Raw genomic sequence first — 25,326 nt, 5'->3', positions numbered from 1 at the left:
GACCGGCTCACCCCAACCGCCACCACAGCGCCAGCAGGCCCACGAGCAATACGGGCGGCGTGAGCACCAGCCCGGCGCGCAGGTACTCACCCCACGACACGCTCAGGCCGCGCCCCTTCAGGACGTGCAGCCACAGCAGCGTGGCGAGGCTCCCGATGGGCGTGAGTTTCGGCCCGATGTCCGCGCCCACGAGCGCCCCGTACGCGAGGGCCCGCTGCGCGTGGCCGCTGACGCCGCTCTCCTGGATGCCCAGGATGGCGGTCAGGAGGGCGGGCAGGTTGTTCAGGCCCGCGCTGAGTCCGGCGACGCTCACGCCCGAGGCGAGCACGGCGGGGAGGGTGCCGTGGGCGGCCCAGCCGCCCAGCCACGCGCCGTACGCGCCGGTGACGCCCGCTCCGCGCAGGCCCGACACGACCGTGTACATGGCGAGGCTGAACGCCACGACGTTCCACGGCGCGCCGCGCAGGACGGCGCGGCTGCCGACGTTCCCGCTGCGCGCCGCGACGATCCACACGGTTGCGGCGCACGTGACGACCACGGCGCTCAGGGGAATCCCGGCCCCCTCGGCCAGGAACGCGCCGGCGAGCAGCAGGGGCGTGACCACCCACCCGGCACGGAACACGCCCCAGGAGGTCACGGCGCTCGCGGGCTCCGGCAGCGCGGCCACGTCGTAGCGCGCCGGCAGCGTGCGCCCGTACACGGCGAGCAGCACGCCCAGGCACGCGAGCACCACGGCCGCGTTCACCGGGAGCATCACGCCCGCGTACGTCCCGAAGCCGATCCGGAAGGCGTCGGCGGCGATGATGTTGGTCAGGTTGCTGACCGTGAGCGGCAGGCTGGCAGCGTCCACCACGAAGCCCACGGCCAGGGCCACGGTCAGCGTGGCGGCGCGGCCCAGGTGCAGCAGGCCCGCGAGTTCCAGCACGATCGGCGTGAGGATCAGCACCCCGCCGTCGTTGGCGAACAGGGCGGCCACGACCGCGCTGAACACGACCAGCAGCGCCAGCAGCCGCCGTCCGTGCCCGCCGCCCCAGCGGGCCACGTGCAGCGCCGCCCAGCGGAACAGGCCCGCCGCGTCCAGCAGCAGGCTCAGCACGATCAATCCGACGAGGCTCAGGGTGGCGTTCCACGTGGCGTGCCACAGCCCCGGCAGGTCGGACACGGCCACCACGCCGGTCAGCAGGGCCACCGCGGCCCCCAGCGTGGCCGCGCGCGCCGCGCCGAGGCCCAGGGGTCGCCAGATGACCAGGGCGACGGTCGAGAGGACGATCAGGACGGCCAGCACGCGCGGAGTGTAGCGCCCGCACATCACCCCCGCCGACCGATACCGTCCCTTGGTGATGCACGTTACACTCAGGGGCACGATGCGACCTCAGCTCCGCCGGATCCGCTGGCTGCCCCGACTCGTGCTGTCCCTGCTGGCCGTGGGACTGGCCCTGACCGGGCTGGTCTATGCCCTGACCGACCACCCGAAACCGGTGCAGGCCGCCGACGTGACGTGTCCGGCCGACACGCCCCCACTGAAGGCCGGGCAGGACGTGAAGCTCCTGAGCTGGAACGTGCAGTACCTCGCCGGGCGCGGCTACGTGTTCTTCTACGACACCCTGGCCGGCGACGGCCCGGATACGCGCCCCACCCCGGAGTCGATCGCCCGCACGCTGGACGAGGTGGTGGACGTGATCCGTGCCGAGAACGCCGACGTGGTGATGCTTCAGGAGGTCGACCGCGATTCGAAGCGGACGGACTACGCCGACCAGCTCCAGCTCATCCAGGCGCGACTCGGCGGCGCGTATCCCTGCACGGCGACGGCGTACTACCACCGAGCCGCGTTCGTGCCGCACCCGAAGATCATGGGGAAGGTCGGCCTGAGCCTGAGCACCCTGAGCAAGACCAGCATCGCCGCTGCCACCCGCTACCAGCTGCCGCGCATCTGTGGCGACCCGGTCACGGTGGCCTTCAACTTCAAGCGGGCGGTGCTGGGCGTGACCCTGCCGGTGCAGGGCAGCCGGCCGCTGACCGCCCTGCACACCCACATGGACGCCTTCGCGCAGGGCTGCACCACCATGCAGAACCAGGTGGCTGCCGTGCAGGAGCTGCTGGATACGACTCCGGCCCCGTGGGTCATGGGCGGCGACTTCAACCTCCTGGGCACCCGTGCCGCCTACGACCGCCTGCGCGAGCGCGAACGGGCCTACTTCAACCCGGATACGGAACTCACCCCACTGATGGACAACTACGAGTCCTTCCCCAGCCGCGCCCAGATCGACTCTGGCGAACCGGAGTTCATCACGCATTACGCCAACGACCCGGCGGTGGGCCGGCCCGACCGCACCATCGACTACTTCTTCTACTCAGCGGGTCTGCCGCGCACCGCCGAGCGCGTCCGGCAGGACGACCCCAAGATCAGCGACCACTACGCGATGCTGACGACGGTGAGGCTGCCCTGAGGGCAGTGCAGAAGGCTCAAGGCAGCAGGCAGATGGTGAAGAGATCTAGAGCCTTCTGCCTGTTGCCATCTGCTGGCGCGTCAGCGCCCCCTCAGTCCTGGCTCGTGATGAACGGCAGATTCCGGTCGTACTGGGAGCGGTCGAGGCCGTAGCCGTACACGAAGGCGTCGGGAATCGTGAAGCCCAGGTACTCGACGGGCACCTCGACCTTGCGGCGGCTGGGCTTGCTTAGCAGGGCGGCGACCTTCAGGCTGGCGGGGCCGCGCCCCTCCAGGTAGTGCAGCAGGTAGTTCATGGTGATGCCGGTGTCGACGATGTCCTCGACCAGGATCACGTGGCGGTCACTGAGGGGAAACTGGAGATCCTTGACCAGCCGCACTTCACCGCTGGACTGCTTGGCGTTGCCGTACGAGCTGGCCTGCAGGAAGTCGATGGTGCACGGCACGCCCAGGGCCCGCACGAGGTCGGCGTGGAACATGAACGCGCCGTTCAGCACGCAGATCAGGTGTGGCTCACGGCCCCGGTAGTCGTCGCGGATCTTCGCGGCGAGTTCCTGGATACGCGCCTGAAGCTGCTCCTGGGTGATCTGGACGGGGCCGGTGCCGGGGGTGAGGCTCATAGGAGTCTCAGGCTAACACGGGCCTGTACGGCGGGCGAGGCGCGGCCCGTATACTCCGGCGCATGAGTGGCCTGCCGCCCCTGTCCCTGGAGTCCGTCCCCGGCGTGCTGGGCCGCATCGTGATGGAACGGGCCGCCGACTACCGCGCGGCCGATCCGGACGTGGGTGCACCGCGCACCGGCACCCGGCACTTCGAGGCCGCGCTGCGGGCCCCCGGTCTCTCCCTGATCGCGGAGGTCAAGCGGGCGAGCCCCAGCCAGGGGGCCATCGCGCCCCTCGACCCGGCGCAGGCGGCGCGGGCCTACGAGGCGGGCGGCGCGGCGGCCATCTCGTGCCTGACCGAGCCCCGGTACTTCGACGGCACCGCCCAGGCGCTGCACGACGTGGTCGCGGCCGTCCGCGTGCCGGTGCTCCGCAAGGACTTCGTGGTGCATCCCGTCATGCTGCGCGAGGCCGCCGAGTGGGGCGCGTCGGCGGCGCTGCTGATGGTCAGCGTGCTGGGCGGGGCGACCGGGGCGTATCTGGAGATCGCCCACCACCTGGGCCTCGACGCCCTGGTCGAGGTGCACGACGAGGCCGAACTGGACATCGCGCTGGTGGCGGGGGCGCGGATCATTGGCGTGAACAACCGTGACCTCACGACGCTGCATATCGATCTGGCCGTCAGCCCCCGGCTGATCGCGCGGGCACGGGCCGCCGGCTTCACGGGCGTGCTCGTCGCCGAGAGCGGCTACCGCACCCCGGCGGATCTGGAACGTGTCCGGGACGTGGCCGACGCGGTGCTGGTCGGCACCAGCTTGGCAGGCAGCGGTGACCTGACGCGGGCCGCCCGTGACCTGATGGCGCCGCGCTCTCTGACGGAGGGGTGAGGGCCAGCCCCCCCAACGCTCAACCTTGGGATGATGGGAACGGGGAACGCACTCCGTAGACTGGGCAGGATGACGACGGCCACCTCCGCTCCGCCCCGGTACGTGCGCTGGCTCGTGCTGGGCGGCGCCGTGCTGCTGCTGGTGGGTGTGGCGCTGCTGCCGGACGTGCGGGCCTTTCTGGTGCGCGGCTACGCGGCGCTGACCTCGACGGATCCGGCGGTCACGCACGCCTTCGTGGACTCGCTGGGGTGGGCGGGGCCGCTCGCGCTGATCGCGGGCTTTGTGGTTCAGGCGGTGCTGCCGGTGCTCCCGGCACTGGTCATGATCGCCGTGACGGCGCGGGCCTACGGGCCGGTGGAGGGCTTTTTCATCGTGTACGCGGGCACGCTGCTGGGCGCGGCGGCGGGCTACGGCCTGGGGCGCTGGGTCGGGGACGCGTTGGTGCGGCTGCTGGCCGGCGAAAGTGCCCGCCTGAAGGCCCACGCCTTTGCCGAGAAGTACGGCGTGCAGGGCGTGGTCATGATCCGCCTGATGCCGGTGCTGTCGTCGGACGTGATGAACCTCGTGGCGGGGGCGGCCCGGATGGGTTTCCGGCCCTTCATGCTCGCCACGGCGGTGGGGGCGCTGCCGGTCACGGCGCTGGTCGTGTGGCTCAGCGGCAACGCGCAGCGGCTGTTCTGGGGCGTGGGTGTGCTGTCGGGCGTCGTGGCGCTGGCGGCGATGGGCCGCTGGTGGCTGGCCCGCCGGGCTGGTCAGGACACCGGCCCCCGGCCGCCGGTCGGGTAAACTGCGCTCCATGCGCCCGCCGATGAGCTGGACGGCGGGGTGTGGGAGGGTCATGACGGACAGCAAGACTGACGCTGCGGCGTCCGCGTACGAACGCGCTGGCGTGAGCATCGATGCCGGGCACCGCGCGGTGGAACTGATGAAGGGTGCGGTGGCGCGGACTCACACGCCCGCGGTGCTGGGGGGGATCGGGGGCTTCGGCGGCCTGTTCCGCGCGGCCTTCTCGCACCTGAGTGACCCGGTGCTGGTCGCCAGCACGGACGGCGTGGGCACCAAGACCAAGGTGGCGGTGCGGGTCGGCAAACACGGTGGCCTGGGCGCGGACATCGTGAACCACTGTGTGAACGACATCCTGGTGCAGGGGGCCCGACCGCTGTTCTTCCTCGACTACGTCGCCATGGGCAAACTTCGCCCCGAGGTCGTGGCCGAGGTCGTCACCGGGGCCGCGCGGGCCTGCGAGGCGCTGGGCGTGGCCCTGCTGGGCGGCGAGACGGCCGAGATGCCCGGCGTGTACGTCGAGGGGGAACTCGACATCGTGGGAACCATCGTGGGTGTGGTCGATCGCCCCGCCCTGATCGACGGCACGCGGATCGAACCCGGCGACGCCGTGATCGCACTGCCCAGCGCGGGCCTGCACACCAACGGGTTCTCGCTGGCCCGCCTGGCGCTGGACGATCTGGACTGGAACGAGGCCCGTGCCGATCTGAACGGGCGGACCCTCGCGGACGTGCTGCCGGTGCCGCACCGCGCGTACCTGCCCGCCTACGATGCCCTCCACAGCGCCGGGGTCGACGTGCGCGGCATGGCGCATATCACCGGGGGCGGCCTGGTAGACAATCCCCCGCGCGTCTTCCCGGCGGGCGTGGGCATGCGGATCGAGACCACGTCGTGGACGGTGCCGCCTGTCTTCGAGCTGATCGTCCAGCGGGCCCAGGTCGAGCGCCGCGAGGCCTTCCGTGCGCTGAACATGGGCGTGGGGTTCCTGTTCATCGTGCCCGCCGCGCAGCAGGCGTCGGCGCTGGACGCGCTGGCGGCGGCGGGCGAGCGGCCCTGGGTGATCGGTGAGATGATCGCCGGTCAGGGCGTCACCTTCGCTGGCGGTCAGCCTTGACGCAGCGGCTCGCCCCGACCGGCTTCACCGCTCCAGACCGGGCCACCGCCACCGAATTCTGGGTCGTCCGCCACGGCGAGAGCACGTGGAACGCCGACGGCCGCTACCAGGGGCAGGCCGACGTGCCCCTGAGCCACATCGGGATTCTCCAGGCGGCCACGCTGGCCGAGCGTCTGACCGGGCAGGGCTTCGCGGCCGTGTATTCCAGCGACCTGCTGCGGGCCTCGCAGACGGCCCAGGCGGTGAGCGCCCGGCTGGCCGGTGCCCCCACCGTGCAGCTCGACCCCGGCCTGCGTGAGATTGACGTCGGGCAGCTCTCGGGTCTGGTCATTGCGGACATCCGCGAGCGCCACGCCGACTACCTGCAGGCACTGCTGGTCGATCCGTGGGCGACCCGCCGCCCTGGCGGCGAGAGCATGGAGGATCTGTATGCCCGCTGCGGCGCGGCCTTCCACGCGCTGCGGGAGCGGCACCCGGGACAACGGGTGCTGGTCTTCACGCACGGCGGCGTGGTGCGCGTCGCGGTGGGGCTCGCGCTGGGTGGGGTGCCCGCCAACGCGTGGTCGCGCCTGAGCGTCACGAACACCAGCATCACGCGGGTGCTGCTCGGCGACGGCAGCGGCACCCTGCTCGGCTTCAACGACGACGCCCACCTGGAGAACCTGCTGGAAGCGACCGAGGCGGACGACGTCCTCGGCCAGTCGCCGTGAGCACGCCCGCTCCCGACCTGACCGCCCGCTACGTGGCCGGCGATCCCCGTGCCCTGGCCCGCGCCGTCACCCTGGCCGAGGCAGGCCTGCCCGCAGCCCGGCCCCTGCTGCGCGCTGCCCGGAAGCACGCCGGACACGCCGTCGTGCTGGGCGTGACCGGCAGCCCCGGCAGCGGCAAGAGCACCCTGACCGACGTGCTGATCGCGCAGCTGCGTGCCCGTGGGCAGCGGGTCGCGGTGCTGGCCGTCGATCCCAGCAGTCCGTATTCCGGCGGCGCGATCCTGGGCGACCGCATCCGGATGCTGCGCCATCACGCGGATGCCGGCGTGTTCGTCCGCTCGCTGGCCAGCCGGGGGGCCCTGGGCGGCCTGTCGGCCCGCACCATGGGCGTGCTGGCCCTGCTGGAGGGGGCAGGCTTCGACTGGGTGATCTTGGAGACCGTCGGCGTCGGTCAGTCCGAGGTCGATGTGGCCGCCGCGTGCGACCACACCCTGCTGGTGCTCACCCCGGCCGGGGGCGACGGCGTGCAGGCCTTCAAGGCCGGGATCATGGAGATCGCGGACGTGGTGGCCGTGAACAAGGCCGACCTGCCGGGGGCCGACCGCACCGTGCGCGAACTGCTGGCCGCACAGGGCCTGGGGGCCCACGACGCCGGCACGTGGTTCGCGCCCATCCACAAGACGGTGGCCGCGACAGGAGAGGGCGTGGAGGCGGTCATCGACGCCGCCCTGGCGCACCGTGCCCACCTGGGCGAGGCCGGCCTGCGCGCCCGCCGCGAGGCCCGCGCCGAGTTCGAGGTGCGGGCGCTGGTGCAGGAGCGCCTGCACCGCCGTGCCCGCGAGGTCAGCCACGACCTGTATGCCCGCGTGGCCGCCGGCGAACTGGATGCCGAGACGGCGGCCGATGAATTGCTGGGCCGGACATGAAGGCCGGGCCGCTTGCCCCGGTGCTGGTGCTCGCTCTGGCGGCCCAGCGGCTGCTGGAACTGCGGGTGGCCCGCCGCAACGAACGCTGGGCGCGGGCGCACGGCGCGGTGGAATATGGACAGGCCCACTACCCGCTGTTCTTCGTCCTGCACCCGGCGTGGATGCTCTCCACGTATCTGGAGGGGCGGCGCTCGGCCGGGCGGGTGAACCTCCCGGCCCTGCTGGCGCTGCTGCTGGCCCAGCCCCTGCGCTACTGGGTGATCCGCACGCTGGGGCGGTACTGGAACACCCGCATCCTGATCGTGCCGGGTGGGGAACGCGTGACCGGCGGCCCCTTCCGGTACGTGACCCATCCGAATTACGCGGTGGTGGCGCTGGAGATCGCCAGCGCGCCGCTCGCGGTCGGGGCGTGGCGGACGGCCCTGGCCTTCACGCTGCTGAACGCCGCGCTGCTGCTCCTGATCCGTATCCCGGCCGAGGAACGTGCCCTGGCGACCTACCGCAGCGCTCCGTCCTCTCAGGGCTGAGGAAAGCGCCGCTCCATCACCAGGCCGCGTGGGGTGTCGGCCAGCTGCACGGCGGGCAGGATCGTGAGGCCCTGCAATTCCAGGCGCGAGCGGCCCGGCTCGTTGGTGCGCTCGACCGCGCACGCCACCCACTGCACCAGGTAACCCAGCTTCGATGCCTGCACCACGGCCTCCAGTTCCGGCAGGCCGTCCGTGAAGTGCTCCGTGACGATCACGGCGTGCTGTGTGCGTTCGGTCGGCTCGGTGTCGAAGCTCCACCATCCGGACTCCGTGTCGCGGGTCACCAGCACGGCGGGTACACCGCGCAGGGACGCGAGCGACCGCGCGAGGTCTTCTGCACCCGGCAGGCCGATCACCGCGTCGAATTCCGGCAGACCCACCACGAATTCGTCCACGATGCTCAGAACATCCTTCTCGCTCAGGTTCTGCAATCTGGACATCAGCCGTTCCTCGCTGGGCAACAGGGACGACACGACGGAACGAAATGACGGGGCCATGCCCTATGGTAGCCGAGTCCCGCCCTCCCAGACACTCTCCCCCCGCTGTCCGCCCTGCCGGTGGCACCCGCGTGGATGGCGGAGTAGGGTGCTCTGCATGCAGGCCACCGCGACCGTCATCGCCGCCCGCCACGCGGCGGCCATAGCCGTGGCGGTCACGGCCGGACACTTCATCAACGACGCGTACAGCGCCATGCTCACGCCACTGACGCCGGCGCTCCAGGCCAAGTATGGCGTGAGTATCGCCGCCGTCACGCTCCTTGCCAGTGTGTTCAGCCTGACCAGCTCGGTGCTCCAGCCCGTGCTGGGCATCGTCGGGGAGCGCCTCGACCGCCGCTACGCCGCGGCCCTGGGCCCGCTGATGACCGGCGTGGGCCTGACCCTCATGGGCTTCGTGCCGTGGTTCGGGGCGCTGGTGCTGCTCGTCGCCGTGGCCGGGCTGGGCAGCGGGTTCTTCCATCCGGCCGGGGCCGCGTATGTCGCCCAGCACAGCCCACCGGATCGGCGCGGGCTGTGGGCCAGCCTGTTCAGCGCGGGCGGCACCGGCGGGATGGCCCTGGGGCCAGTGTTCGCCGGCGTGGGCCTCACGCATCTGCCATGGTTCGCGCTGATCGGCGTGGTCGTCGCCGCCGTGACCTTCGCCGTCACGCCCAGCGGCGTCCAGAAGGCGCGCCGGGTGTCGGTGGCCGAGTACGTGGGGATCTTCCGAGGGCCGATCGTGTGGCTGTGGGCCATGGCGGTGCTGCGCAGCCTCGCCAGCATGGGCTACAACGCCATGCTGCCGTTCATCCTGCTCGGCCGGGGCTACGGGGCGCGCGAGGTCGCCATCACCCTGGCGGTGTTCGCCGTGGCCAGCGCCCTCGGCGGGATCCTGGGGGGCCGCCTGAGTGACCGTCACGGCCGGACGCCGGTGCTGCGCGGCGCGATCCTGACCACCATTCCCTTCTTCGCCGCGCTGATCCTGTCCAGTCCCGGCGACTGGTGGTTTTACCCGCTCACCTTCCTGGTCGGGGCGGCCGTCAATGCCAGCATTCCCGTCGGGGTGGTCACCGCACAGGAGTACGCGCCCGGCCACGTCGCGGTCGCCAGTTCGATCATGATGGGCTTCTCGTGGGGCTTCGCCGGTCTGCTGGTCTTCCTCGTGGGGGCGCTGGCCGACGTGACGACCCCGACCACCGCCGCCCTGGTGGCGCTGACCCTGCTGATCCCCAGCGCCGTGATCGCCACGAGGTTGCCGGAGCCGCAGAAGGCCGACTTCAGCTGAGGTGCGTGTCCGTCAGGGCTGACTCCAGTGCCCGGTGCGTTACCCCACCAGGGCGGTCGGCCGGTCGGCCACCTGCACGGCATCCATGATCAGTCCCAGCGCGCGGCGGCGCAGGGCAGGATCCGGCACATTCACGCTCAGGATCAGTTCGTCGGCCCCGGTGTCCTCGGCCAGCGCGTGCAGACGCTCCGCCACCGTCCGCGGATCGCCGATGATCGCCCGGCGGCGCATCCCGTCGGCCACCGCCCGCTCCTGCGGGGTGTACGGGTACGCCTTCGCCTCCTCCACGGTGGGGAAGGGCGCGCTCTCGCCGCGCGTCAGGCGCAGGAACATCAGGCCCAGCGGCAGGCTCTGCTCCTCGGCCTCGGCCGCGGTCGGGGCCGTGACCACGCTGGCCGCCACGATCACCCGCGGCTCCGGGAACGCCGCCGAGGGCTCGAAATGCCGCCGGTACGCGTCCGCCGCCCGCCGCGCCAGGTCGGTGTCCGGGTTGATGTGCCACGCGAACGCCAGCCCCGCCCCCGCCTGCGCGGCCACGTGCGCGCCGTGGCCGCTGCTGCTCAGGATCCACAGCGGCGGGAACAGCCCCTCGCCCGCCGGGGCCGCCACCGTCCCCGCGAAGGGATGCCCGGCCGGGAACTCGCCCGTGCCGTACGCGATCAGGTCGGACAGCTGCCGCTCGAAGGGTTCCTCCATCATGGCCCCCGCGCCCCGCAGCGCCCGCGCCGTGCGTCCGTCCGTGCCCGGCGCGCGGCCCAGGCCCAGATCCACGCGGCCCGGCGCGAGCGCGCCCAGAAGACGGTAGCCCTCCGCCACCGACAGTGGCGAATGGTTCGGGAGCATCACCCCGCCCGAGCCCAGGCGGATGGTCGAGGTCACCTGCGACGCCGCCGCCAGCACCGCCAGCGGCACGCTGGACGCCAGCGCCCCCATGTTGTGGTGCTCCGCGACCCAGTAGCGGTGGTAGCCCAGCGCCTCGGCCTCCTGCGCCAGCCGCAGCGCCTCGTGCACGCCCCCCGCCGCGTCCATGCCCAGCGGCACCGGCACCAGATCGAGAACGGACAGCGGCAGGGGAGAGGAAGCAGTCATGCCCGCGAGTGTGCGCCGGTTGGCGCGGGCAGACGCTGGACTGGATTACGAAGTGCTTTGCCCACTGACCCTGTTCCCCACACCCCTAGCCCACAGAGCCCCCGTGCCCTTTCCTCCGGCCCACGCGCGCCTATCCTGGGCCGTATGGAGTTTCGCGCTTGAACAACGACATTCCCGCGCACGTGCCCGGCGGTCAGGGCGAGGTGATGGCGCACGCTGTGGACGCCTGCGTGCACTGCGGGTTCTGCCTGCCCGCGTGCCCGACGTACGCGCTGCTGGGCGACGAGATGGACAGCCCGCGCGGCCGGATCATCCTGATGAAGGAGGTGCTGGAGGGCGGCCTGCCCCTGATGGACGCCGCCCCGCACCTCGACCGTTGCCTGGGCTGCATGGGCTGCGTGACCGCGTGCCCCAGCGGCGTGCCCTACGGGGAACTGATCACGGCCTTCCGGGGCTGGAGCGAGCCGCAGCGCACACGGTCGCCCCTCGACCGCGCCAAGCGCTACGCGATCCTCAAGGCGCTGCCCGCCCCGAAGCTGTTCAGCGTGGCCGCCCGCGTGGGCCAGTTCGCCAAGCCGCTCGCGCCGCTGCTGCCCGACGCGCTGCGCAGTCCCCTCGACCTGCTGCCCGAACACGTGCCCGCCATGCAGCCCAGCGCGCCCTTCACGCCCGCGCGGGGGCAGAAGCGCGGCCGGGTGGCGTTCCTCGTGGGCTGCGCGCAGCAGGCGCTCGCGCCGAACTTCAACGCCGCGACCCTGCGCGTCCTCGCGCGCAACGGCATCGAGGTCGTCGTGCCGGACGGCCAGGGCTGCTGCGGCGCGGCGGCGCTGCACACGGGCGCGCGGGACGAGGCCCTGAACCTCGTGCGGGCCAACCTGAACGCCTTCAACCCCGACGACTACGACGCGATCCTGTCCAACGCGGCCGGGTGCGGCGCGGGCCTCAAGGAGTACCCCATGGTGCTGCACGGTGAGCCCGACGAGGCCTGCGCCCGCGCGTTCGCGGACAAGGTCATGGACATCAGCGAGTACCTCAACGCCCTGCTGCTCGACGGCACCCTGGAGCCGATGGTGCCCGCCTCGCGCCCCCTGACCGTCGCGTACCACGACGCATGCCACCTCGCCCACGCGCAGGGCGTGCGGGCCGCCCCCCGCGCCCTGCTGCGGCACATCCCCGGCGTGACCGTGCTGGAGGTGCCCGAGGGCGACCTGTGCTGCGGCTCGGCCGGCACGTACAACCTCGAACAGCCGGAACTCGCCACGCAGCTCGGCCAGCGCAAGGCGCGGAACATCCTCTCGACCACGCCCGACCTGATCGCCAGCGGCAACATCGGCTGCCACACCCAGATCCAGAGCCACGTCCGCCGCCAGGGCAGCCCCGTGCCCGTCATGCACACCGTGGAAGTGCTCGATCTGGCGTACCGGGGGGAACTGTGATGGCTTCGCCTTGCAGAGGGCCGAGGGCCGAAGGCACAGAGCCGGATGCCTGGTGCCCCCTGCCCTGTGCTCCCGGCCCTCGGCGCGCCGGAGGTGCACCATGATCCCCGAGAAGCAGGCCCTCACCAGCACCTCTCCCGTGCACAAGCCGGTGTCCGGGGGCGGCTCCTCGAACGCGCTGGCCGCCGACCTGACGCGGGCGCTGGGGGCGCGGAAGGTGCTCAGTGGCCTGTCGGAGCGGCTGAACTACCGGTACGACGCGATCCAGTTCGGGGTGACGCCGCACTGCGTGGTGCTGCCGGAGAGCACGGCGGACGTGGTGGCGGTCATGCGGGCGGCGCGGGCGGCGGGCGTGCCGGTCGTGGGGCGCGGCGCGGCGAGCGGCCTGTCGGGCGGCGCGGCTCCCATGGTGCCCAGCGTGGTGATCTCGTTCACGCGCATGACGCGGCTGACCATCGACCCCGCGCGGCGCGAGGCACAGGCCCAGCCGGGCGTGATCACGCTCAAGGTCTCCGAGGAGGCCAGGCCACACGGGCTGGTGTACCCGCCCGATCCCGCCAGCTTCCGCACGAGCACCATCGGCGGGAACCTCGGGGAGAACGCGGGCGGCCCCATGTGCTTCAAGTACGGCGTGACCGGCGACTACGTCAGGGGCCTGGAATTCGTGGACGTGGACGGCGACGTGCACACGCTGACCCGCGACGCCTACGATCTCGCGGGCCTGCTGATCGGCTCCGAGGGCACCCTGGGCCTGATCTCGGACACCACCCTGCGCCTGACCACGCCCGCGCGGTTCACCCGTACCCTGATGGCCCACTTCCCCGAGGTCGGGCAGGCCGCCGAGGCCGTGAGCCGCGCCATCGCGGCGGGCGCGGTGCCGAGCAAGCTGGAGTTCATGGATCAGGCCTGCACGAACGCCATCGAGGACTACCTGCACCTGGGCCTCCCGCGCGAGGCGGGCGCGCTGCTGCTGGTGGACACCGACGGCGACGACCTGGACACCGTCGAGGAGGAACGCGCCCTGGTCGAGCTGGCGTGCGTCGCGGCGGGCGGGCAGGTGCGCCGCGCCGCCACGGACGCCGAGGCCGCGTCGCTGTGGCAGGCGCGGCGCAGCGTGTCGCCGGCGCTGGGCCGCATCCGTCCGCAGCGCATGAACGAGGACATCGTCGTGCCGCGCAGCGTGCTGCCCGAGGTCGTCCGTGAGATCCGCGCGCTGGGCGACGCCTCGGGCCTGACCCTGGTGCAGTTCGGGCACATCGGGGACGGGAACCTGCACCCGAATATCCTCTTCAACCCCCGCACCGAGTCGGCCGAGGCCGTGCACGACCTCGCGCACAAGATCGCCCTCGTCGCCATCCGGCACGGCGGCGTGCTCAGCGGCGAGCACGGCATCGGCACCATGAAACGCGACTTCATGACGGATGCCGTCGATCCCGTCACCCTGGGCGCGCTCCGGGACGTGAAACGCGCCCTCGACCCGAACGGCGCGCTGAACCCCGGCAAGATCCTGCCGGACGAGGCGGGGGAGGGTGCCCATGACCATCCTTGACCTCTCGCCCGGCGACCAGACGGTCACGGTCGGCGGCGACACGGGGCTGCTGGACGTGTACGCGGCCCTGCCCGCCGGGCTGTACCCGCCGTTCCCGCCGGTCGAGCTGCCGGGCGGCGTGGGCGGCCTCGTGGCGCGCGGGGGGTTCGGGCAGACGTTCTTCTTCGGGGCGGAGGTGCTGGGCGTGACGTTCCGCGCGCCGTCCGGGCGGGTCGTGCGGGCGGGCGGGCGCACCGTGAAGAACGTGCAGGGCTACGACCTGACCCGGCCCTTCGTGGGCAGTTTCGGCGCGCTGGGCGAGGCCCTGGAGGTCACGTTGCGCCTGCGGCCGGGGCTGGCGTTCCGGCACGTCGCCGCCCCCGGCTCCCTCTCCGACGTGTCCACCACGGCCGCCCGCTTCGCGTGGGAGCACGGCGGCGACCTTCACCTCCTGCACTTCGGCCACGCCCGCGAGGTCGAGCACGCGCTGTCGGCCCTCCCCGGTGCCCGCGAGGTCACGGAACGCGCCGACCTCCGCCCCCTGTTCCCGGATGGGATGGGCGTGGGCGACGGCGGCCCGCTCCGCGACGGGCGCTTCGGCTGGGTGAACGGCAGGGACGTGCCGGCCATGCCCGCGCTGTTCGGGAAGCTGGCGGCGAGCCTGTAGGACTTGCCGGAAGCGGGCTGCACAAGCTCAGTGTGCCTTGTCGGAGTCTGTGCCTAGAGCGGCTCCGAAGATTTGAGCCGGTGCGAGATCAACGGCCAGGACAGCGTCCTGATCATCCTTGTCTGTTCGGGTTTTCCAGGCGACAACGAACTGGGCGTGACACACTTCGCCGGCCCGGAGCGCCGGATACCGGACGGTCACGCCGGCGACCGATGCCTTGATGCAGCCGAACTCGAAGAACTCCGGCCTGTCGTGGAACCACCGCGGGGGCAGGTGAAAGTGTGCCTGCTCGGCGTAGAACTGGAGGGCGGTCGGCTCGATCGTTCCGAGGGCCACTTGCGTCAGTCCGTGCTCCCACGAGCGGGCGACGACAGACTGCCTGGACTCCCATCCCGTCTCCGTCCACAGCGTGTCCAGGCCCCACGTACAGCTGAACTCCTGGCACAGATGCTCGGGCTGATCGACTTCGCTCCGAACCCGCCACATCACGCCCCAGCACTCATCCACCCACTGTTCCTCCAGCTGGCCGGGATCCAGTCGCCCCAGCAGCAGTGCTCCGCTTGCCCCAGGCAGCGCGAAGGCCTCCGACGTGAAGGCACTCCCAGCCATCTGCTGGGAGCCGGACGGCTGGAGGACGCTCGATCCGATCGCAGCCCTGAGCAGGAGTGACCCCAGCGGGGTATAAATCGCCACGGCTGAGTGATCATTCCTACTCACTTACAGCGCTCGCGTCTGGAAGACCATCACGTCGCTGCCGCGTTCCAGCGGGCCGCCCTGGAAGGAGCCGGTCACGCGGGGGCTCTCGAACCCGGCGAAGCGCAGCAGCCACTCGACCTCGTAGCGGGTGTAGTACCGCTGGGTCAGGGTGTAGTGCCGGCGCTTGAGGGTGCCGTCCGGCTGGGTCGTATCCACGTGGTACTCGGTGGTGATGTGCTGGCGCACCTTGTCGTGCCGCTGGACGAGGAACACGTCGGTGCGTGCGCCGTCGGGCGTGTGGAAGGTCTCGCCCTCATGCCGCAGGGTGTTCGCCTTCCCGAAGCGCGGGACGTACAGGTCGAAGGCGAAGGGGGCCCCGGGGGTCAGGTGCGCGTGGATGTTCTCGAGGGCCTGGAGTTGCTCGTTCGGCGTGTACAGGTGCATCAGCGCGTTGAAGGGGGCGATGGCCAGCGCGAACTTCTGGTCAATGCGGAAGGTGCGGGCGTCGCCCTGTTTGAACGCGAGGGTGAGGTTCTCCTTTGCGGCACGTTCGCGGCCGCGCTCGATCATGCGTCCGCTGGGTTCCAGGCCCGTGATATCCACGCCCCGGCGCGCGAGGAACGCGGTGACGCGCCCCGTGCCCGCGCCGATCTCCAGCACCGGGCCGCCGGCGCGCTCGCCCAGGCCCCCGTAGAAGTGCAGGTCGTCACGGTAGACGTCGTACTGGTGGTCGTAGAGGTCGGCGAACGCGTCGTAGTCCACGAACCTGACTGTAGCGTTCCTGGTCTACCCGAACAGCTTCAGGAACGCCTCTCTGCTCAGAACGCTCAGCTGCGGGGGACGGGCACCATCCTTCGTGCCGTACGCGCGGCGCAGGACGTTGGCCCAGCGTCGCAGGCGGGTGCGGTCGGCGGGCGGCAGGTCGTGCGTCTCGAAGCCCACCAGCGCCAGCAGCGGAGCCAGGGCACTCAGGCAGTACACGACCTGGGCATCCGCGTATTCCGGGCGGGTCTTCAGGTCATGTGCCAGGGCACGGAAGTCCTGACGCCCACGCGGAATGCTGCGGCGGGGGCCGAGATCGACCAGCACGGGGTTATTGACATGGAACTCCACGCCGGACATGCCCCGCTCGGGCCGGAAGCCGTCCTTCAGCGTCAGGCCGCCGACCGGAAAGCGGGCGCGGCCCACGCGGAACAGGTTGTCGGCGCGGCTCCCGGCGGGCCGGATGCCGCCCACCCGGTCGAAGGCGCGATCCAGGGCGATGAACACGCGGCGTTTCAGGGCGGGCCAGTCGACGGGGGTCAGACCATCCACGCGCGACAGGGGCACGCTGCGGTAGCCGCGCTCACGCAGGGCCACGAGCAGACCCGGCAGCAGGGGCACGGTGACCCGGGCACCGGGGCCGGCATCGTGCAGGACGACCACGTCACCGGGCATCACGCGGGCCAGCAGGCGCTCCTGCACGGTGTCCGGAGTGGCGCCTTCCCGCCAGTCGCCACCCTCCACGCTCCAGTGGGCACCCGTCAGGCCCGCCGCCCGCTGGCCCAGCACGGTCGCCAGCGTGTAGGCGCCGTGCGGCGGGCGGTGCAGCGTCACGGACTGGCCCGTGACCGCCGAAATCCGCCGGGCGGCGTCGCCGGGATCGCGGTACGCGCCCCACGGAGAGCGCCACCACGCATGCACGTGCTTCACGGCGTGGGCCTGCACCTCGTGGCCCTCGTCCAGCATGCGCCGGATCAGCGCCGGGTGAGCCTCGGCACGGGCGGCCAGGACGAAGAAAGTGGCATGCATACCGGCGTCGCTCAGCGCGTCCAGCACGGCCGGCGTGGTTGCCGGATCGGGGCCGTCGTCGAAGGTCAGGGCGATCTCCAGCCGGGCGCGGCGGCCGCTGCGGAGTCGCCCCAGGTTCGCCCACTGTGCCAGCACGAACGGCACGCCGATATAGGCCGTGAGCCCCAGCGCGAGCCAGCGCCGGTTCACGCCCGCCCCAGCCGCCGCAGCAGGGTGGCGGCCACGCGGTCGGCGGCGTCGGGTACGCCCAGCGCTGCCGAGGCTGCCGACATGCGGGCGTGCTCGCTGCTGTCCAGGGCACGCAGCACCGCGACGCGCAGGGCGTCCGGCTGACGGGCCCACAGGGCGGCCCCGTGGCGTTCCAGGTACAGCGCGTTGTGTTCCTCCTGGCCAGGAATGGGCTCGTGGATGACCAGGGGGATGCCCAGAGTGGTCGCCTCCGCCACGGTCAGGCCGCCCGCCTTGCCGACGACCAGATCGGACGCGGCCAGCAGTTTCGGGAAGGCGGTGGAAAACCCCAGGCGGTGGATGGTCGCGCTTCCCAGCTGCTCCACGCCGCGCCCGCGTGCTCCGGCCATGACCAGCACCTGCACCGGTCGGCCCAGGTTCGACAGCTCGTGCAGCACGCGGCCCTGGGCCCGGAACGCGCCGGTGCCGCCGCCCGAGATCAGGATCAGCGGCTGATCGGCCCACAGGCTGTGGCGGGCCCGCAGCGCGGCGCGGTCGGCCCCGATCAGGGCGCGGTACGCGGCGGCGATGGGAATGCCCGTGACCTCGATGCGCTCTTCGGGAATGCGCCAGCGGATCATCTCCTCGCGGGCCTGCGCGGTCGGCACCATCAGCACATCGGCGTCGGGGCGCGCCCAGTGGTGGTGGATACGGTAGTCCGTGACCACCAGGGCGTTCAGATAATTCTGTCCCAGCTGCCGCCGGGCCGCGTCGGCCAGGGCGGTGGGACTGGGATACGAGCTGACGACCACCTCAGGCCGGAGGCGCTGCACGTCGCGCCGCAGGCCACGCAACCCCAGCGCCCGGAACGAACCGGTCACGACGCTGGGCTCGTTCTCACGGTCTGTCCAGTTGTAGAACGCCCGGTACATGCCGGGGGCGTGTTTCAGCCACAGGGCGTACGTGCCCGCCGTGATGGCCCGCTCGGCCGCGCTGAGGTAGGTCAGGAAGTCGGTGTGGTGGGCCTCCACCGGGGTGCCGGTGGCCTCCAGCGCCCGGCCGACCGCGTCGTTCGCCTGGTGGTGCCCGTTGCCGAACGACGCCGAGAGGATCAGGGCACGCAGCGGCCCGTGGATCACGTGCGCCTCAGCAGCAGCAGGCCAGCGGCGGCGAACACGACGTTAGCGAGCCACGCCCCCACTTCCGGCAGCGCGGGCAGCGCACCGGCCACGGTCAGGCCCACGAAGAACAGAAGGTAGTACGCGACCGCGATCATCAGGGCGATGCCCAGGCTGACGCCCAGCGTCCGCCCGTAGCGCAGCGCGAAGGGCAGGGCGGCCAGCGCGAGCACCACGTTGCCGAAGGGCAGGGCCAGCTTGCGGTTCAATGTCAGGCGGGCGTCCTGTCGGTCGGCCGGGGTGGCGGCCGGGTCACGCAGGGTACCCGTCAGCTCGCTCCAGCCCAGCGCGTCTGCGCCGATCGCGTCGGCGTACTGAGCCAGCGTCTGCTTGCGGCTCAGGCCGGTATCCACCATCAGGGGATCGGTGGCGTTCTCGGGGATGATCACGTTGGGGAAGGTCGCCTGCACGGCTGTCCGGAACGCGGCAGGGTCACCCTCGGGCACGCGCGACAGGGCGGCGGCGGCGGCGTAGTCCACCGTGAACACCGCGTAGTCCGTGAGCACCAGACGGTTGTCCTCGAAGGTGCCGCTGTTCGCGAAGATCAGCGTGCCGGTGCGTGGTGTGTCCGGCGACCACTTCTCCAGGCGCACGCCGGTCATGCGCCGCGTGGCCGGATCGTATCCGCCCATCGCCAGCGTGAGGTTGCCGCCCAGATCCACGGTCTTGCCCACCAGTTGCCCCAGCCCCGCTCCGGTCAGGGCATCCCAGTACAGACCACGTGTCTCGACGTTGGCGCGGGGCGCGACCCACAGGCTCAGCCACACGCTCAGCAGCGTGACCAGCAGGGCGACCACAGCGACCGGCCGGGCGGCGCGGCCCAGCGAGATCCCGCCCGACTGCACGGCGATCAGCTCGCGCTCGGTGCTCATGCGTCCGAAGGCCACCACCGTCATCAGCACGACCGCCATCGGGAAGACCTTCACCAGCGTGTCCGGGAGCTGGAACGCGATCCACTGGCCGATCAGGCCCACCGGTACCCCGGCCAGCCACTGGCTGGACACGAAGAAGTACCCGAAGCTCAGGATGGCCGTGAACAGCAGCGTACCCGCCAGCAGCGGCGGGATCAGCTCGGCGGTGACGTAGCGGGTCAGGCGGGTCAAGCCTGGTTTCCCCTTCCCGACAGCGAACAGGATCGTCGCCTCGGCCGCCACCACGCCGTCTACCTCGGCGCGGCAGGTGGTCTTGCCCAGGCCCCGGCGGGCGAACTCCAGTTTTGCGTGCAGGTGCAGCGTGTCGCCGGGCACGACCTTGCGCTTGAACCGCGCGCCCTCGACCCCGGCCAGGTAGCCGATCATGCCGGGCTCCAGCGAGTCCTGCATGCAGAAGAAACTCGCCTGCGCCAGCGCCTCGACGATCAGCACGCCGGGCATCACCGGCTCCTGCGGAAAGTGGCCGGGAAAGAACGGCTCGTTGATGCTCACGTTCTTGATGGCGTGCACGACGCCACCCTCCACACTCAACACCCGGTCGACGAGCAGGAAGGGAAAGCGGTGGGGCAGGGTCTTGAGGACGTCCTGGATCAGGATCGGGTTCATGGGGGCTCCTTCGGAGGGGGCTGTGGGTGCTGGGCAATAAAAGAGGGGAGGGGCTGTCTGGGCCGCCTCCCGTCCGTTCCTCATCGCTCAACGCCCAGAGCTCATCGCCAGATCGTTACCGTCTCAGGTAATTGTCGCTGCTGACCAGCGAATCGCCCAGCACCGGGATCATCTCCAGCGCCATGCCGGTGCCGACCGCGACGGCCTCGACGGCGTTCTCGGCTACGGCCACAGGAATGCCGGTCGTCTGGCGCAGCAGTTCGTCGAAGTTGCGCAGCAGCGAGCCGCCACCGGTCATAACGATCCCGCGGTCAATGATGTCGCTCACGAGTTCCGGTGGGGTGATCTCCAGCACGCGCTTCACGCCGTCCACGATCTTGGTCACGGGCTCGGACAGGGCCTCGACGACGTCGCGGCTGTCCAGCGAGATCGTCTTGGGCAGGCCGTTCACGAGGTCACGGCCCCGCACCTCGGCGGTCAGGTTCTCGGCGTCGTCGAGCAGCATGGCCGCGCCGACCTTGACCTTGATCTCCTCGGCGGTGCGCTCCCCGATCAGGACGTTGTGCTTGCGCCGCACGAAGCGGATGATGCTCTCGTCGAACTCGTTGCCGGCGATCCGCATGGATTCGGACACCACGATGCCGCCCAGCGAGATCACGGCGACGTCGGTGCTGCCCCCGCCGATGTCCACGACCATCGAGCCGATCGGTTCGGCGATCTTCAGGCCCGCGCCAATTGCGGCGGCCAGCGGTTCCTCGATCAGGAAGGCGCGTTTGGCGTTGGCGTTCAGGGCGGCCCGCAGCACAGCGCGTTTTTCCACGTCGCTGACGTTGCTGGGCACCCCGACCATCAGCTGCGGCTTGAAGCCGAACAGGCGGCCCGCGCTGCCCTGCACCTTCTGCAGGAACATCGAGATCATCTTCTCGGTGAGGCCCTCGTCGGCGATCACTCCGTCCTTGATGGGCCGCACGGCCACGATCCCGCCGGGCGTGCGCCCGATCATGCGGTAGGCTTCCTCGCCACCGCCTTGACCTGTTTGCTGTCGCGCGACATGGCGATCACGCTGGGTTCCTGCAATACCAGGCCGCGACTCTTGCTGTAAATCAGGAACGTCGCCGTTCCCAGGTCGATACCGATGTCTTTCTGACAGCCTCACACTCATCCTCCGGGACAAACCATCCAATCGTAAGCACGGGGGTAATGAGAGGCCCCTGAACGCATGTTAAGGCGTGCGGGAGCGGGTCATGGGCGGCTCAGGAACGCGGTTTGATATATGCCGCAAGCGCCGCCACCACACCGGTCACGCCGGTCAGGATGAGGGCCCGGTCGAGCGGCTCCATGTCCGGCAGCCCCAGCTGGCTGAGCACAGTCGTGGTGACGGTTCCTGCCGAGCGCAGCAGCAGCGGAGCGCCGCTGTTTAGGGACGCGAAAGCGCCCAGCGTGAGCGCTCCCAGCGTCAGTGCCAGAAGGATCAGCAGGGCCACCGCCAGCCATGCCACCCACTTTCATGGTGAGGTCACTGTCATGCGAGGGTTCCGTCCACGTGTACCGGGGGCATTCTAGTGACCCGCGTGTGGTGCGCCGTGAAGAACCTCACAGCGTCTATTCTTCATGGTGTGTCCCTGCCCGCCCGTGTCCGAGTGACCTGCCCGCCCCTGCCGCTGGCTCCGGCCCTGCGCACCGCTGCGGCCCGCCTGTGCCCTGGTGTTCCACCGGAGGCCGTCACGCACGCGGCCCTGGCGATTGCCGGCGGGTCGGTCATAGGAGCACACCTGCGCTGGAGTGAAGGAGACGTGCAGGCGATCGACAGCGGCTGGAGGGGGCGCGGTATCGAGGAAGCGCTCACAGCGGCCCTGGCCGGAACCTAACGCCCGTTTGGTAGGCTGACGTATGACCGCCGCCACCACCGCCAGCGAGGGCATGGCCTTCGCGCTGTCCGACGACCAGCGCCTGATCGTGCAGCACGTCCGCGAGTACAGCCGCGCCGAGATCGCGCCGCACGCCGCCGCCTTTGACCGCAGTGGCGAGTATCCCCGCGGGCAGCTGCGCGGCCTGGCCGACCTGGGCCTGCTGGGGGCCACGGTTCCCGAGCGCTGGGGCGGGGCGGGCCTGGACTCCGTGACCTACGCCCTGTGCCTGGAGGAGATCGCCGCCGCCGACGCCAGCGTGGCCGTGATCGTGTCGGTGCAGAACGGCCTGCCCGAGCAGATGATCCTGAAATACGGTACCGACGAGCAGCGCGAGCGCTTCCTGCGGCCCCTCGCCAGCGGCCAGCACCTCGGCGCGTTCTGCCTGACCGAGTCCCATGCGGGCAGCGACGCCGCCAGCCTGTCCCTGAAAGCGGTGCGTGACGGCGACGACTGGGTGCTGGACGGCACCAAGGCGTGGATCACCAGTGGCGGGCAGGCCGACACGTATCTGGTCATGGTCCGCACCGGGGGCGCGGGGGCACGCGGCATCAGCTGCTTTATCGTGCCGCACCCCAGCGCGGGCCTGACCTTTGGCACCCCCGAGGAGAAGCTCGGCCTGCACGCCTCCCACACCACCACCGTCACCTTCGACGGCGTGCGCGTCCCGCACGCGAACATGGTGGGCGAGGAGGGCCAGGGCCTTGTTATCGCGCTGGCGAGCCTGGACGCCGGGCGCATCGGCATTGCCATGCAGGCCCTGGGGATCGCCCGCGCCGCACTGGAACACAGCGCCCGCTACGCGACCGAACGCGAGCAGTTCGGCAGGAAGCTGCGCGAGTTCGAGGGCGTGTCCTTCAAGGTCGCCCGCATGGCGGCCCGGATCGAGAGTGCCCGGCTGGTCGCGCTGAAGGCCGCGTGGCTGAAAGATCAGGGCCGCCCCTACGGCAAGGAGGCGAGTATTGCCAAGCTGCTCGCCTCCGAGACCGCCGTGGACGTGACCCGCGACGCCATCCAGATCTTCGGCGGCAATGGCTACAGCCGCGAGTATCCCGTCGAGCGTCTGTACCGCGACGCCAAGGTCACCGAGATCTACGAGGGCACCTCCGAGATCCAGCAGCTGGTGATCAGCCGCGCGGTGTTCGCGGAGCTGGGGGACTGAGTGGCGTTGCCACCGCTGCGGCCCTCATTTCCGGGAGTAGGTGGTACCACCGATGACCAGCCTGCTGCGCTTCGCGTCCCAGAAGAAGCCGTAGGTGCGATCCACCCGGCCGCTGCGGTAGCGCAGTTCCAGGGTGTAGCCGCTCACGTGGTACGTTCCCTCCTCATCCGGCCGGCTCGACCCGGCCGACCCCGTGGTACGGGTCGCCCCGTTGTCCATGGTGCCGTACAGGTTCTGGCTGGCTGACCGGGTGAAGCGGCCGTCCGGCGTGAAGGTGTAGTACTGCCGCCAGACCGAGGTCGCGCCCCACATCAGCGTGCCGGAGGTGTACGCCGTCTCCAGGCCGTAGGTGCCGGTCAGGCGTTCGTTCTTCTGGAAGGGCAGGCCCGGCACCGCCTTCAGAGCCTCCCACTGTCCGCCGCGCTGCACCTGCAGGGCGCCACCGATCCGCCGCCAGCGCGTCCACTGTCCCGGCTCGCCCGTCACCGACGCGGCCACGTTCAGGTCGTGGGGTGTCCAGCGCAGGTTCAGGTACGCCCGCCCGTCCCTGAGCAGCAGCACCGAGCGCTCCTCGCCGGTCACGTTGACCCCGTCGTACCGGTTGTCGTAGGAATGCACGATGCCCTCGATCTGCGCGGATGTCGCCCCCGCCCCCGGCGTCGTGCGGTACAGGTTGAAGATCCGCTCCTGCTCGGCCTGCTCCCGCCTCGCGGCCTCGACCGGCGAGAGGCCGGCCGGCGCGCCGGCGGGCGTGCAGATCGTCTGGGTGGTGTCCGAGTCGGCGCCGTAGGCCTGCTGGCCGTACAGCAGCATCCGCCCGTCGGCACCGGTCAGGGCGCGGAACATGTTGTAGCGCGGGGCGTCGTCGCCCACGCCCCGGTACACCCCGGCCTCGACCACCAGATCCTCCAGCATCCGGTTGTCGTAGTCGGCGTCGATCTGGATCGCGCCGGTGTTCGCGTCGTAGGTGAAGCGCCCGGCCAGATCCTTGAGCGTGTATGGCGCGTTCGCCTTCCACTGGCGCTTCAGGTTCGTGGCCCGCAGGCCGTGATCCGCCCACAGGGTCAGGGTGTAGCGGGTGGTGCCCTCAAGGGTCTCGTTCTCGTCGGTGTCCTTCTGCACGCAGGTATAGGCGGCGGATTTCAATGCACCGCCGGGCCGGAACGGGGCCTGCCCTCCTGCCGCCACCAGCCGGGTCAGGATCGCAGAACGGTAGAACGGCCCGAATTCCGTGGCGGTCACGAACGGCCCGCCGGTGCCCGCTGTTCCTGGCGTGGTCGCTACCGGCGCCGGCGCGGCCGTGGCGGTTCCCCGGCGGATCTGGGCGGTCAGCGCGTACTCCTGGGGGTACTGCCGTCCCAGATCCGCGTGTCTCATCAGGAGGTCGCGCAGGTTCGCGCAGTCGGTGGCAGGGTTCTGACTCTCGCCCGTCAGGAGACGGTTCACCTCCTGCCGCCGTGCCAGCGCCGCCGAGCTCAGGCGATTCACGAGTTCCGGACTGGAACGTCGGAGGTACGTTTCGATGGCGGGCAGTCCGAAGGTGGCCTGCCACGCGGCATAGCCCCTGTCCACCCCGGCCCGCTGTGCTGGGGCCTGAGCCACGCACCAGTCCCGGATCAGTCCCCCCAGCTGCGCCGAGACGAACAGCGTGGAGGCCGCCTTGACCACCGCGTCGGTCGCTGTGGTGTCGGCGGCCTGGGTGCCACCTCGACCGGTCATCCCTGCGCCCACCAGCGCTGCTCCTGCCAGCAGCGCACGCCGTCTCCGCGTCCTGTCCCGCATCACGTCCCCCGGAGGTGGGCAGCTCCGCCGCCTCCACCCGCGCCGGAGTATAGGGGGAACTGACGGTGCGGTCATCTGCAGGGATGGCCCCCGGTGCCATGCTCCTCGGGGGCGGCCATTCCCGGGTTCTCCCGACCCTTAATGCATCCCGATCCGACTGCCGCGCTGCCCTCACCACTGACCGGCACACTCGGGTATGACCGTTTCCGCGCTGCTGGCTGTCTCGGCCCTGGCTGCCCCCTTCACCCTCCAGACGGCTCAGGGCCGCGACTGGTCACTGTCCAGCGCCCTGGGCCGCGAACGGATCCTGATCGTCCGCAATCCGACAGCGGCGTATCTGGACGCCATGCGGGCACAGGACACCGAGTTGCAGGTGCGTGATCTGCGCGTGGTGGCGCTGGTGCCGCCCGGCGACGCCCGCCTGAATGCGCCCGGCTCGCTGATGCTCACGGTGCTGGCCGATCCGGGGGGCAAGGTGGGTTCCCGGTACGGTGCTGCCGCCCTGATCGGCAAGGATCGCGGCATCAAGGCGACGTATCCGTCACCGCCGTCTCTGTCGACCGTGAACGCCCTGATCGACACCATGCCCATGCGCGAACAGGAACGGCGGCAGCGCGGGCGCTGAGCC

Annotated in this window: 25 protein-coding genes and 2 pseudogenes; 14 read left to right on the top strand and 13 right to left on the bottom strand. The window is 71.1% G+C overall.

Annotated features, from left to right (window positions below):
* Window positions 1–7: 7 nt before the first annotated feature.
* Window positions 8–1,285, bottom strand: coding sequence for an arsenical efflux pump membrane protein ArsB (arsB, locus tag U2P90_RS13945; protein WP_322472608.1), 1,278 nt, complete (start codon window positions 1,283–1,285; stop codon window positions 8–10).
* Between the two features lie 79 nt (window positions 1,286–1,364).
* Here arsB and U2P90_RS13940 point away from each other — a divergent pair, with 79 nt between their 5' ends.
* Entirely contained in the window at window positions 1,365–2,447 is a 1,083-nt protein-coding gene (locus U2P90_RS13940; RefSeq protein ID WP_322472607.1) for an endonuclease/exonuclease/phosphatase family protein, read from the top strand.
* Between the two features lie 91 nt (window positions 2,448–2,538).
* Here the strand turns inward: U2P90_RS13940 and hpt are convergent, their stop codons facing one another.
* Window positions 2,539–3,066, bottom strand: a complete 528-nt coding sequence (hpt, locus tag U2P90_RS13935; RefSeq protein ID WP_295815764.1) for a hypoxanthine phosphoribosyltransferase — start codon at window positions 3,064–3,066, stop codon at window positions 2,539–2,541.
* A 62-nt stretch (window positions 3,067–3,128) separates the two neighbouring features.
* Here hpt and trpC point away from each other — a divergent pair, with 62 nt between their 5' ends.
* The 6 genes from trpC (at window position 3,129) to U2P90_RS13905 (ending at window position 7,995) form a co-directional block, all read left to right on the top strand.
* Window positions 3,129–3,935, top strand: a complete 807-nt coding sequence (gene trpC / locus U2P90_RS13930; protein WP_322472606.1) for an indole-3-glycerol phosphate synthase TrpC — start codon at window positions 3,129–3,131, stop codon at window positions 3,933–3,935.
* Between the two features lie 69 nt (window positions 3,936–4,004).
* Complete coding sequence (locus U2P90_RS13925; RefSeq protein ID WP_322472605.1) at window positions 4,005–4,721, top strand: TVP38/TMEM64 family protein; 717 nt, start codon at window positions 4,005–4,007, stop codon at window positions 4,719–4,721.
* 52 nt (window positions 4,722–4,773) lie between these two features.
* Entirely contained in the window at window positions 4,774–5,832 is a 1,059-nt protein-coding gene (gene purM / locus U2P90_RS13920) for a phosphoribosylformylglycinamidine cyclo-ligase (RefSeq protein ID WP_322472604.1), read from the top strand.
* Window positions 5,829–6,542 (top strand): histidine phosphatase family protein, encoded by a 714-nt coding sequence (locus tag U2P90_RS13915; protein WP_322472603.1) that lies wholly within the window; start codon window positions 5,829–5,831, stop codon window positions 6,540–6,542. Before purM ends, U2P90_RS13915 begins: the two co-directional genes overlap by 4 nt.
* Entirely contained in the window at window positions 6,539–7,468 is a 930-nt protein-coding gene (gene meaB / locus U2P90_RS13910; protein WP_322472602.1) for a methylmalonyl Co-A mutase-associated GTPase MeaB, read from the top strand. Before U2P90_RS13915 ends, meaB begins: the two co-directional genes overlap by 4 nt.
* Window positions 7,465–7,995: an isoprenylcysteine carboxyl methyltransferase family protein gene (locus U2P90_RS13905; RefSeq protein WP_295815772.1), complete on the top strand. Its 531-nt coding sequence runs from the start codon at window positions 7,465–7,467 to the stop codon at window positions 7,993–7,995. Before meaB ends, U2P90_RS13905 begins: the two co-directional genes overlap by 4 nt.
* Here U2P90_RS13905 and U2P90_RS13900 read toward each other — a convergent pair.
* Complete coding sequence (locus U2P90_RS13900) at window positions 7,986–8,492, bottom strand: hypothetical protein (protein WP_322472601.1); 507 nt, start codon at window positions 8,490–8,492, stop codon at window positions 7,986–7,988. The two genes, U2P90_RS13905 and U2P90_RS13900, sit on opposite strands and share 10 nt — an antisense overlap.
* A 97-nt stretch (window positions 8,493–8,589) precedes the next feature.
* On the opposite strand from U2P90_RS13900, the gene U2P90_RS13895 reads away from it, so the two are divergent.
* Window positions 8,590–9,756, top strand: a complete 1,167-nt coding sequence (locus tag U2P90_RS13895) for an MFS transporter (protein ID WP_295815776.1) — start codon at window positions 8,590–8,592, stop codon at window positions 9,754–9,756.
* A gap of 39 nt (window positions 9,757–9,795) precedes the next feature.
* On the opposite strand, the gene U2P90_RS13890 is transcribed toward U2P90_RS13895, so the two are convergent.
* A complete protein-coding gene (locus tag U2P90_RS13890) occupies window positions 9,796–10,845 on the bottom strand; it encodes an LLM class flavin-dependent oxidoreductase (RefSeq protein WP_322472600.1) in 1,050 nt (349 codons plus the stop codon).
* Between the two features lie 158 nt (window positions 10,846–11,003).
* On the opposite strand from U2P90_RS13890, the gene glcF reads away from it, so the two are divergent.
* The 3 genes from glcF (at window position 11,004) to U2P90_RS13875 (ending at window position 14,476) form a co-directional block, all read left to right on the top strand.
* A complete protein-coding gene (gene glcF / locus U2P90_RS13885; protein ID WP_322472599.1) occupies window positions 11,004–12,281 on the top strand; it encodes a glycolate oxidase subunit GlcF in 1,278 nt (425 codons plus the stop codon).
* Between the two features lie 100 nt (window positions 12,282–12,381).
* On the top strand, window positions 12,382–13,830 hold the full coding sequence (locus U2P90_RS13880; protein WP_322472598.1) for an FAD-binding oxidoreductase: 1,449 nt from the start codon (window positions 12,382–12,384) through the stop codon (window positions 13,828–13,830).
* Entirely contained in the window at window positions 13,817–14,476 is a 660-nt protein-coding gene (locus U2P90_RS13875; protein WP_322472597.1) for an FAD-binding oxidoreductase, read from the top strand. Before U2P90_RS13880 ends, U2P90_RS13875 begins: the two co-directional genes overlap by 14 nt.
* A 27-nt stretch (window positions 14,477–14,503) precedes the next feature.
* Here the strand turns inward: U2P90_RS13875 and U2P90_RS13870 are convergent, their stop codons facing one another.
* The 8 genes and pseudogenes from U2P90_RS13870 to U2P90_RS13835 all read right to left on the bottom strand — a co-directional run bounded on the left by U2P90_RS13870 (window position 14,504) and on the right by U2P90_RS13835 (window position 21,346).
* The gene (locus U2P90_RS13870; RefSeq protein WP_322472596.1) at window positions 14,504–15,169 is read right to left on the bottom strand and encodes a hypothetical protein; all 666 of its coding nucleotides are present in this window, start codon (window positions 15,167–15,169) and stop codon (window positions 14,504–14,506) included.
* A 24-nt stretch (window positions 15,170–15,193) separates the two neighbouring features.
* Window positions 15,194–15,934, bottom strand: a complete 741-nt coding sequence (locus tag U2P90_RS13865; protein ID WP_322472595.1) for a class I SAM-dependent methyltransferase — start codon at window positions 15,932–15,934, stop codon at window positions 15,194–15,196.
* A gap of 24 nt (window positions 15,935–15,958) precedes the next feature.
* Window positions 15,959–17,152: a polysaccharide deacetylase family protein gene (locus tag U2P90_RS13860; protein WP_322472594.1), complete on the bottom strand. Its 1,194-nt coding sequence runs from the start codon at window positions 17,150–17,152 to the stop codon at window positions 15,959–15,961.
* Complete coding sequence (locus U2P90_RS13855; RefSeq protein WP_416173944.1) at window positions 17,149–18,267, bottom strand: MGDG synthase family glycosyltransferase; 1,119 nt, start codon at window positions 18,265–18,267, stop codon at window positions 17,149–17,151. Before U2P90_RS13855 ends, U2P90_RS13860 begins: the two co-directional genes overlap by 4 nt.
* The gene (locus U2P90_RS13850; protein ID WP_322474706.1) at window positions 18,267–19,412 is read right to left on the bottom strand and encodes an LptF/LptG family permease; all 1,146 of its coding nucleotides are present in this window, start codon (window positions 19,410–19,412) and stop codon (window positions 18,267–18,269) included. The genes U2P90_RS13855 and U2P90_RS13850 overlap by 1 nt, the downstream gene beginning before the upstream one ends.
* Window positions 19,413–19,421: 9 nt before the next feature.
* Window positions 19,422–19,847, bottom strand: a pseudogene (fabZ, locus tag U2P90_RS13845) (3-hydroxyacyl-ACP dehydratase FabZ); the annotation flags it as partial.
* A gap of 115 nt (window positions 19,848–19,962) precedes the next feature.
* Window positions 19,963–20,984 (bottom strand): annotated as a pseudogene (locus tag U2P90_RS13840) (rod shape-determining protein).
* A gap of 116 nt (window positions 20,985–21,100) precedes the next feature.
* Window positions 21,101–21,346 carry a hypothetical protein gene (locus tag U2P90_RS13835; protein WP_322472592.1) on the bottom strand — a complete coding sequence of 82 codons (246 nt, stop codon included), beginning with the start codon at window positions 21,344–21,346 and terminating at the stop codon, window positions 21,101–21,103.
* A gap of 117 nt (window positions 21,347–21,463) precedes the next feature.
* Between U2P90_RS13835 and U2P90_RS13830 the strand changes: the two genes are divergently transcribed.
* Window positions 21,464–21,715 (top strand): hypothetical protein, encoded by a 252-nt coding sequence (locus U2P90_RS13830; RefSeq protein WP_322472591.1) that lies wholly within the window; start codon window positions 21,464–21,466, stop codon window positions 21,713–21,715.
* A 22-nt stretch (window positions 21,716–21,737) separates the two neighbouring features.
* The gene (locus U2P90_RS13825; protein ID WP_322472590.1) at window positions 21,738–22,916 is read left to right on the top strand and encodes an acyl-CoA dehydrogenase; all 1,179 of its coding nucleotides are present in this window, start codon (window positions 21,738–21,740) and stop codon (window positions 22,914–22,916) included.
* Between the two features lie 24 nt (window positions 22,917–22,940).
* Here U2P90_RS13825 and U2P90_RS13820 read toward each other — a convergent pair whose 3' ends face one another.
* Window positions 22,941–24,635: a hypothetical protein gene (locus U2P90_RS13820; protein ID WP_322472589.1), complete on the bottom strand. Its 1,695-nt coding sequence runs from the start codon at window positions 24,633–24,635 to the stop codon at window positions 22,941–22,943.
* A gap of 259 nt (window positions 24,636–24,894) precedes the next feature.
* On the opposite strand from U2P90_RS13820, the gene U2P90_RS13815 reads away from it, so the two are divergent.
* The gene (locus U2P90_RS13815; RefSeq protein ID WP_322472588.1) at window positions 24,895–25,323 is read left to right on the top strand and encodes a DUF4174 domain-containing protein; all 429 of its coding nucleotides are present in this window, start codon (window positions 24,895–24,897) and stop codon (window positions 25,321–25,323) included.
* Window positions 25,324–25,326: the final 3 nt, after the last annotated feature.

Source organism: Deinococcus sp. AB2017081 (assembly GCF_034440735.1).
In the GTDB taxonomy this organism is placed as follows: domain Bacteria; phylum Deinococcota; class Deinococci; order Deinococcales; family Deinococcaceae; genus Deinococcus; species Deinococcus rufus.
Note: the sequence above shows the minus strand (reverse complement) of the source record. Positions and strands in the feature narration are given on the sequence as shown.

Excerpts from the sequence above, each read along its gene's own strand:
- U2P90_RS13940 (WP_322472607.1), top strand. The coding sequence starts at position 1,365 with ATGCGACCTCAGCTCCGCCGGATCCGCTGGCTGCCCCGACTCGTGCTG.
- hpt (WP_295815764.1), bottom strand. The coding sequence starts at position 3,066 with ATGAGCCTCACCCCCGGCACCGGCCCCGTCCAGATCACCCAGGAGCAG.
- trpC (WP_322472606.1), top strand. The coding sequence starts at position 3,129 with ATGAGTGGCCTGCCGCCCCTGTCCCTGGAGTCCGTCCCCGGCGTGCTG.
- U2P90_RS13925 (WP_322472605.1), top strand. The coding sequence starts at position 4,005 with ATGACGACGGCCACCTCCGCTCCGCCCCGGTACGTGCGCTGGCTCGTG.
- purM (WP_322472604.1), top strand. The coding sequence starts at position 4,774 with ATGACGGACAGCAAGACTGACGCTGCGGCGTCCGCGTACGAACGCGCT.
- U2P90_RS13905 (WP_295815772.1), top strand. The coding sequence starts at position 7,465 with ATGAAGGCCGGGCCGCTTGCCCCGGTGCTGGTGCTCGCTCTGGCGGCC.
- U2P90_RS13900 (WP_322472601.1), bottom strand. The coding sequence starts at position 8,492 with ATGGCCCCGTCATTTCGTTCCGTCGTGTCGTCCCTGTTGCCCAGCGAG.
- U2P90_RS13895 (WP_295815776.1), top strand. The coding sequence starts at position 8,590 with ATGCAGGCCACCGCGACCGTCATCGCCGCCCGCCACGCGGCGGCCATA.
- U2P90_RS13890 (WP_322472600.1), bottom strand. The coding sequence starts at position 10,845 with ATGACTGCTTCCTCTCCCCTGCCGCTGTCCGTTCTCGATCTGGTGCCG.
- U2P90_RS13880 (WP_322472598.1), top strand. The coding sequence starts at position 12,382 with ATGATCCCCGAGAAGCAGGCCCTCACCAGCACCTCTCCCGTGCACAAG.
- U2P90_RS13875 (WP_322472597.1), top strand. The coding sequence starts at position 13,817 with ATGACCATCCTTGACCTCTCGCCCGGCGACCAGACGGTCACGGTCGGC.
- U2P90_RS13825 (WP_322472590.1), top strand. The coding sequence starts at position 21,738 with ATGACCGCCGCCACCACCGCCAGCGAGGGCATGGCCTTCGCGCTGTCC.
- U2P90_RS13820 (WP_322472589.1), bottom strand. The coding sequence starts at position 24,635 with ATGACCGGTCGAGGTGGCACCCAGGCCGCCGACACCACAGCGACCGAC.
- U2P90_RS13815 (WP_322472588.1), top strand. The coding sequence starts at position 24,895 with ATGACCGTTTCCGCGCTGCTGGCTGTCTCGGCCCTGGCTGCCCCCTTC.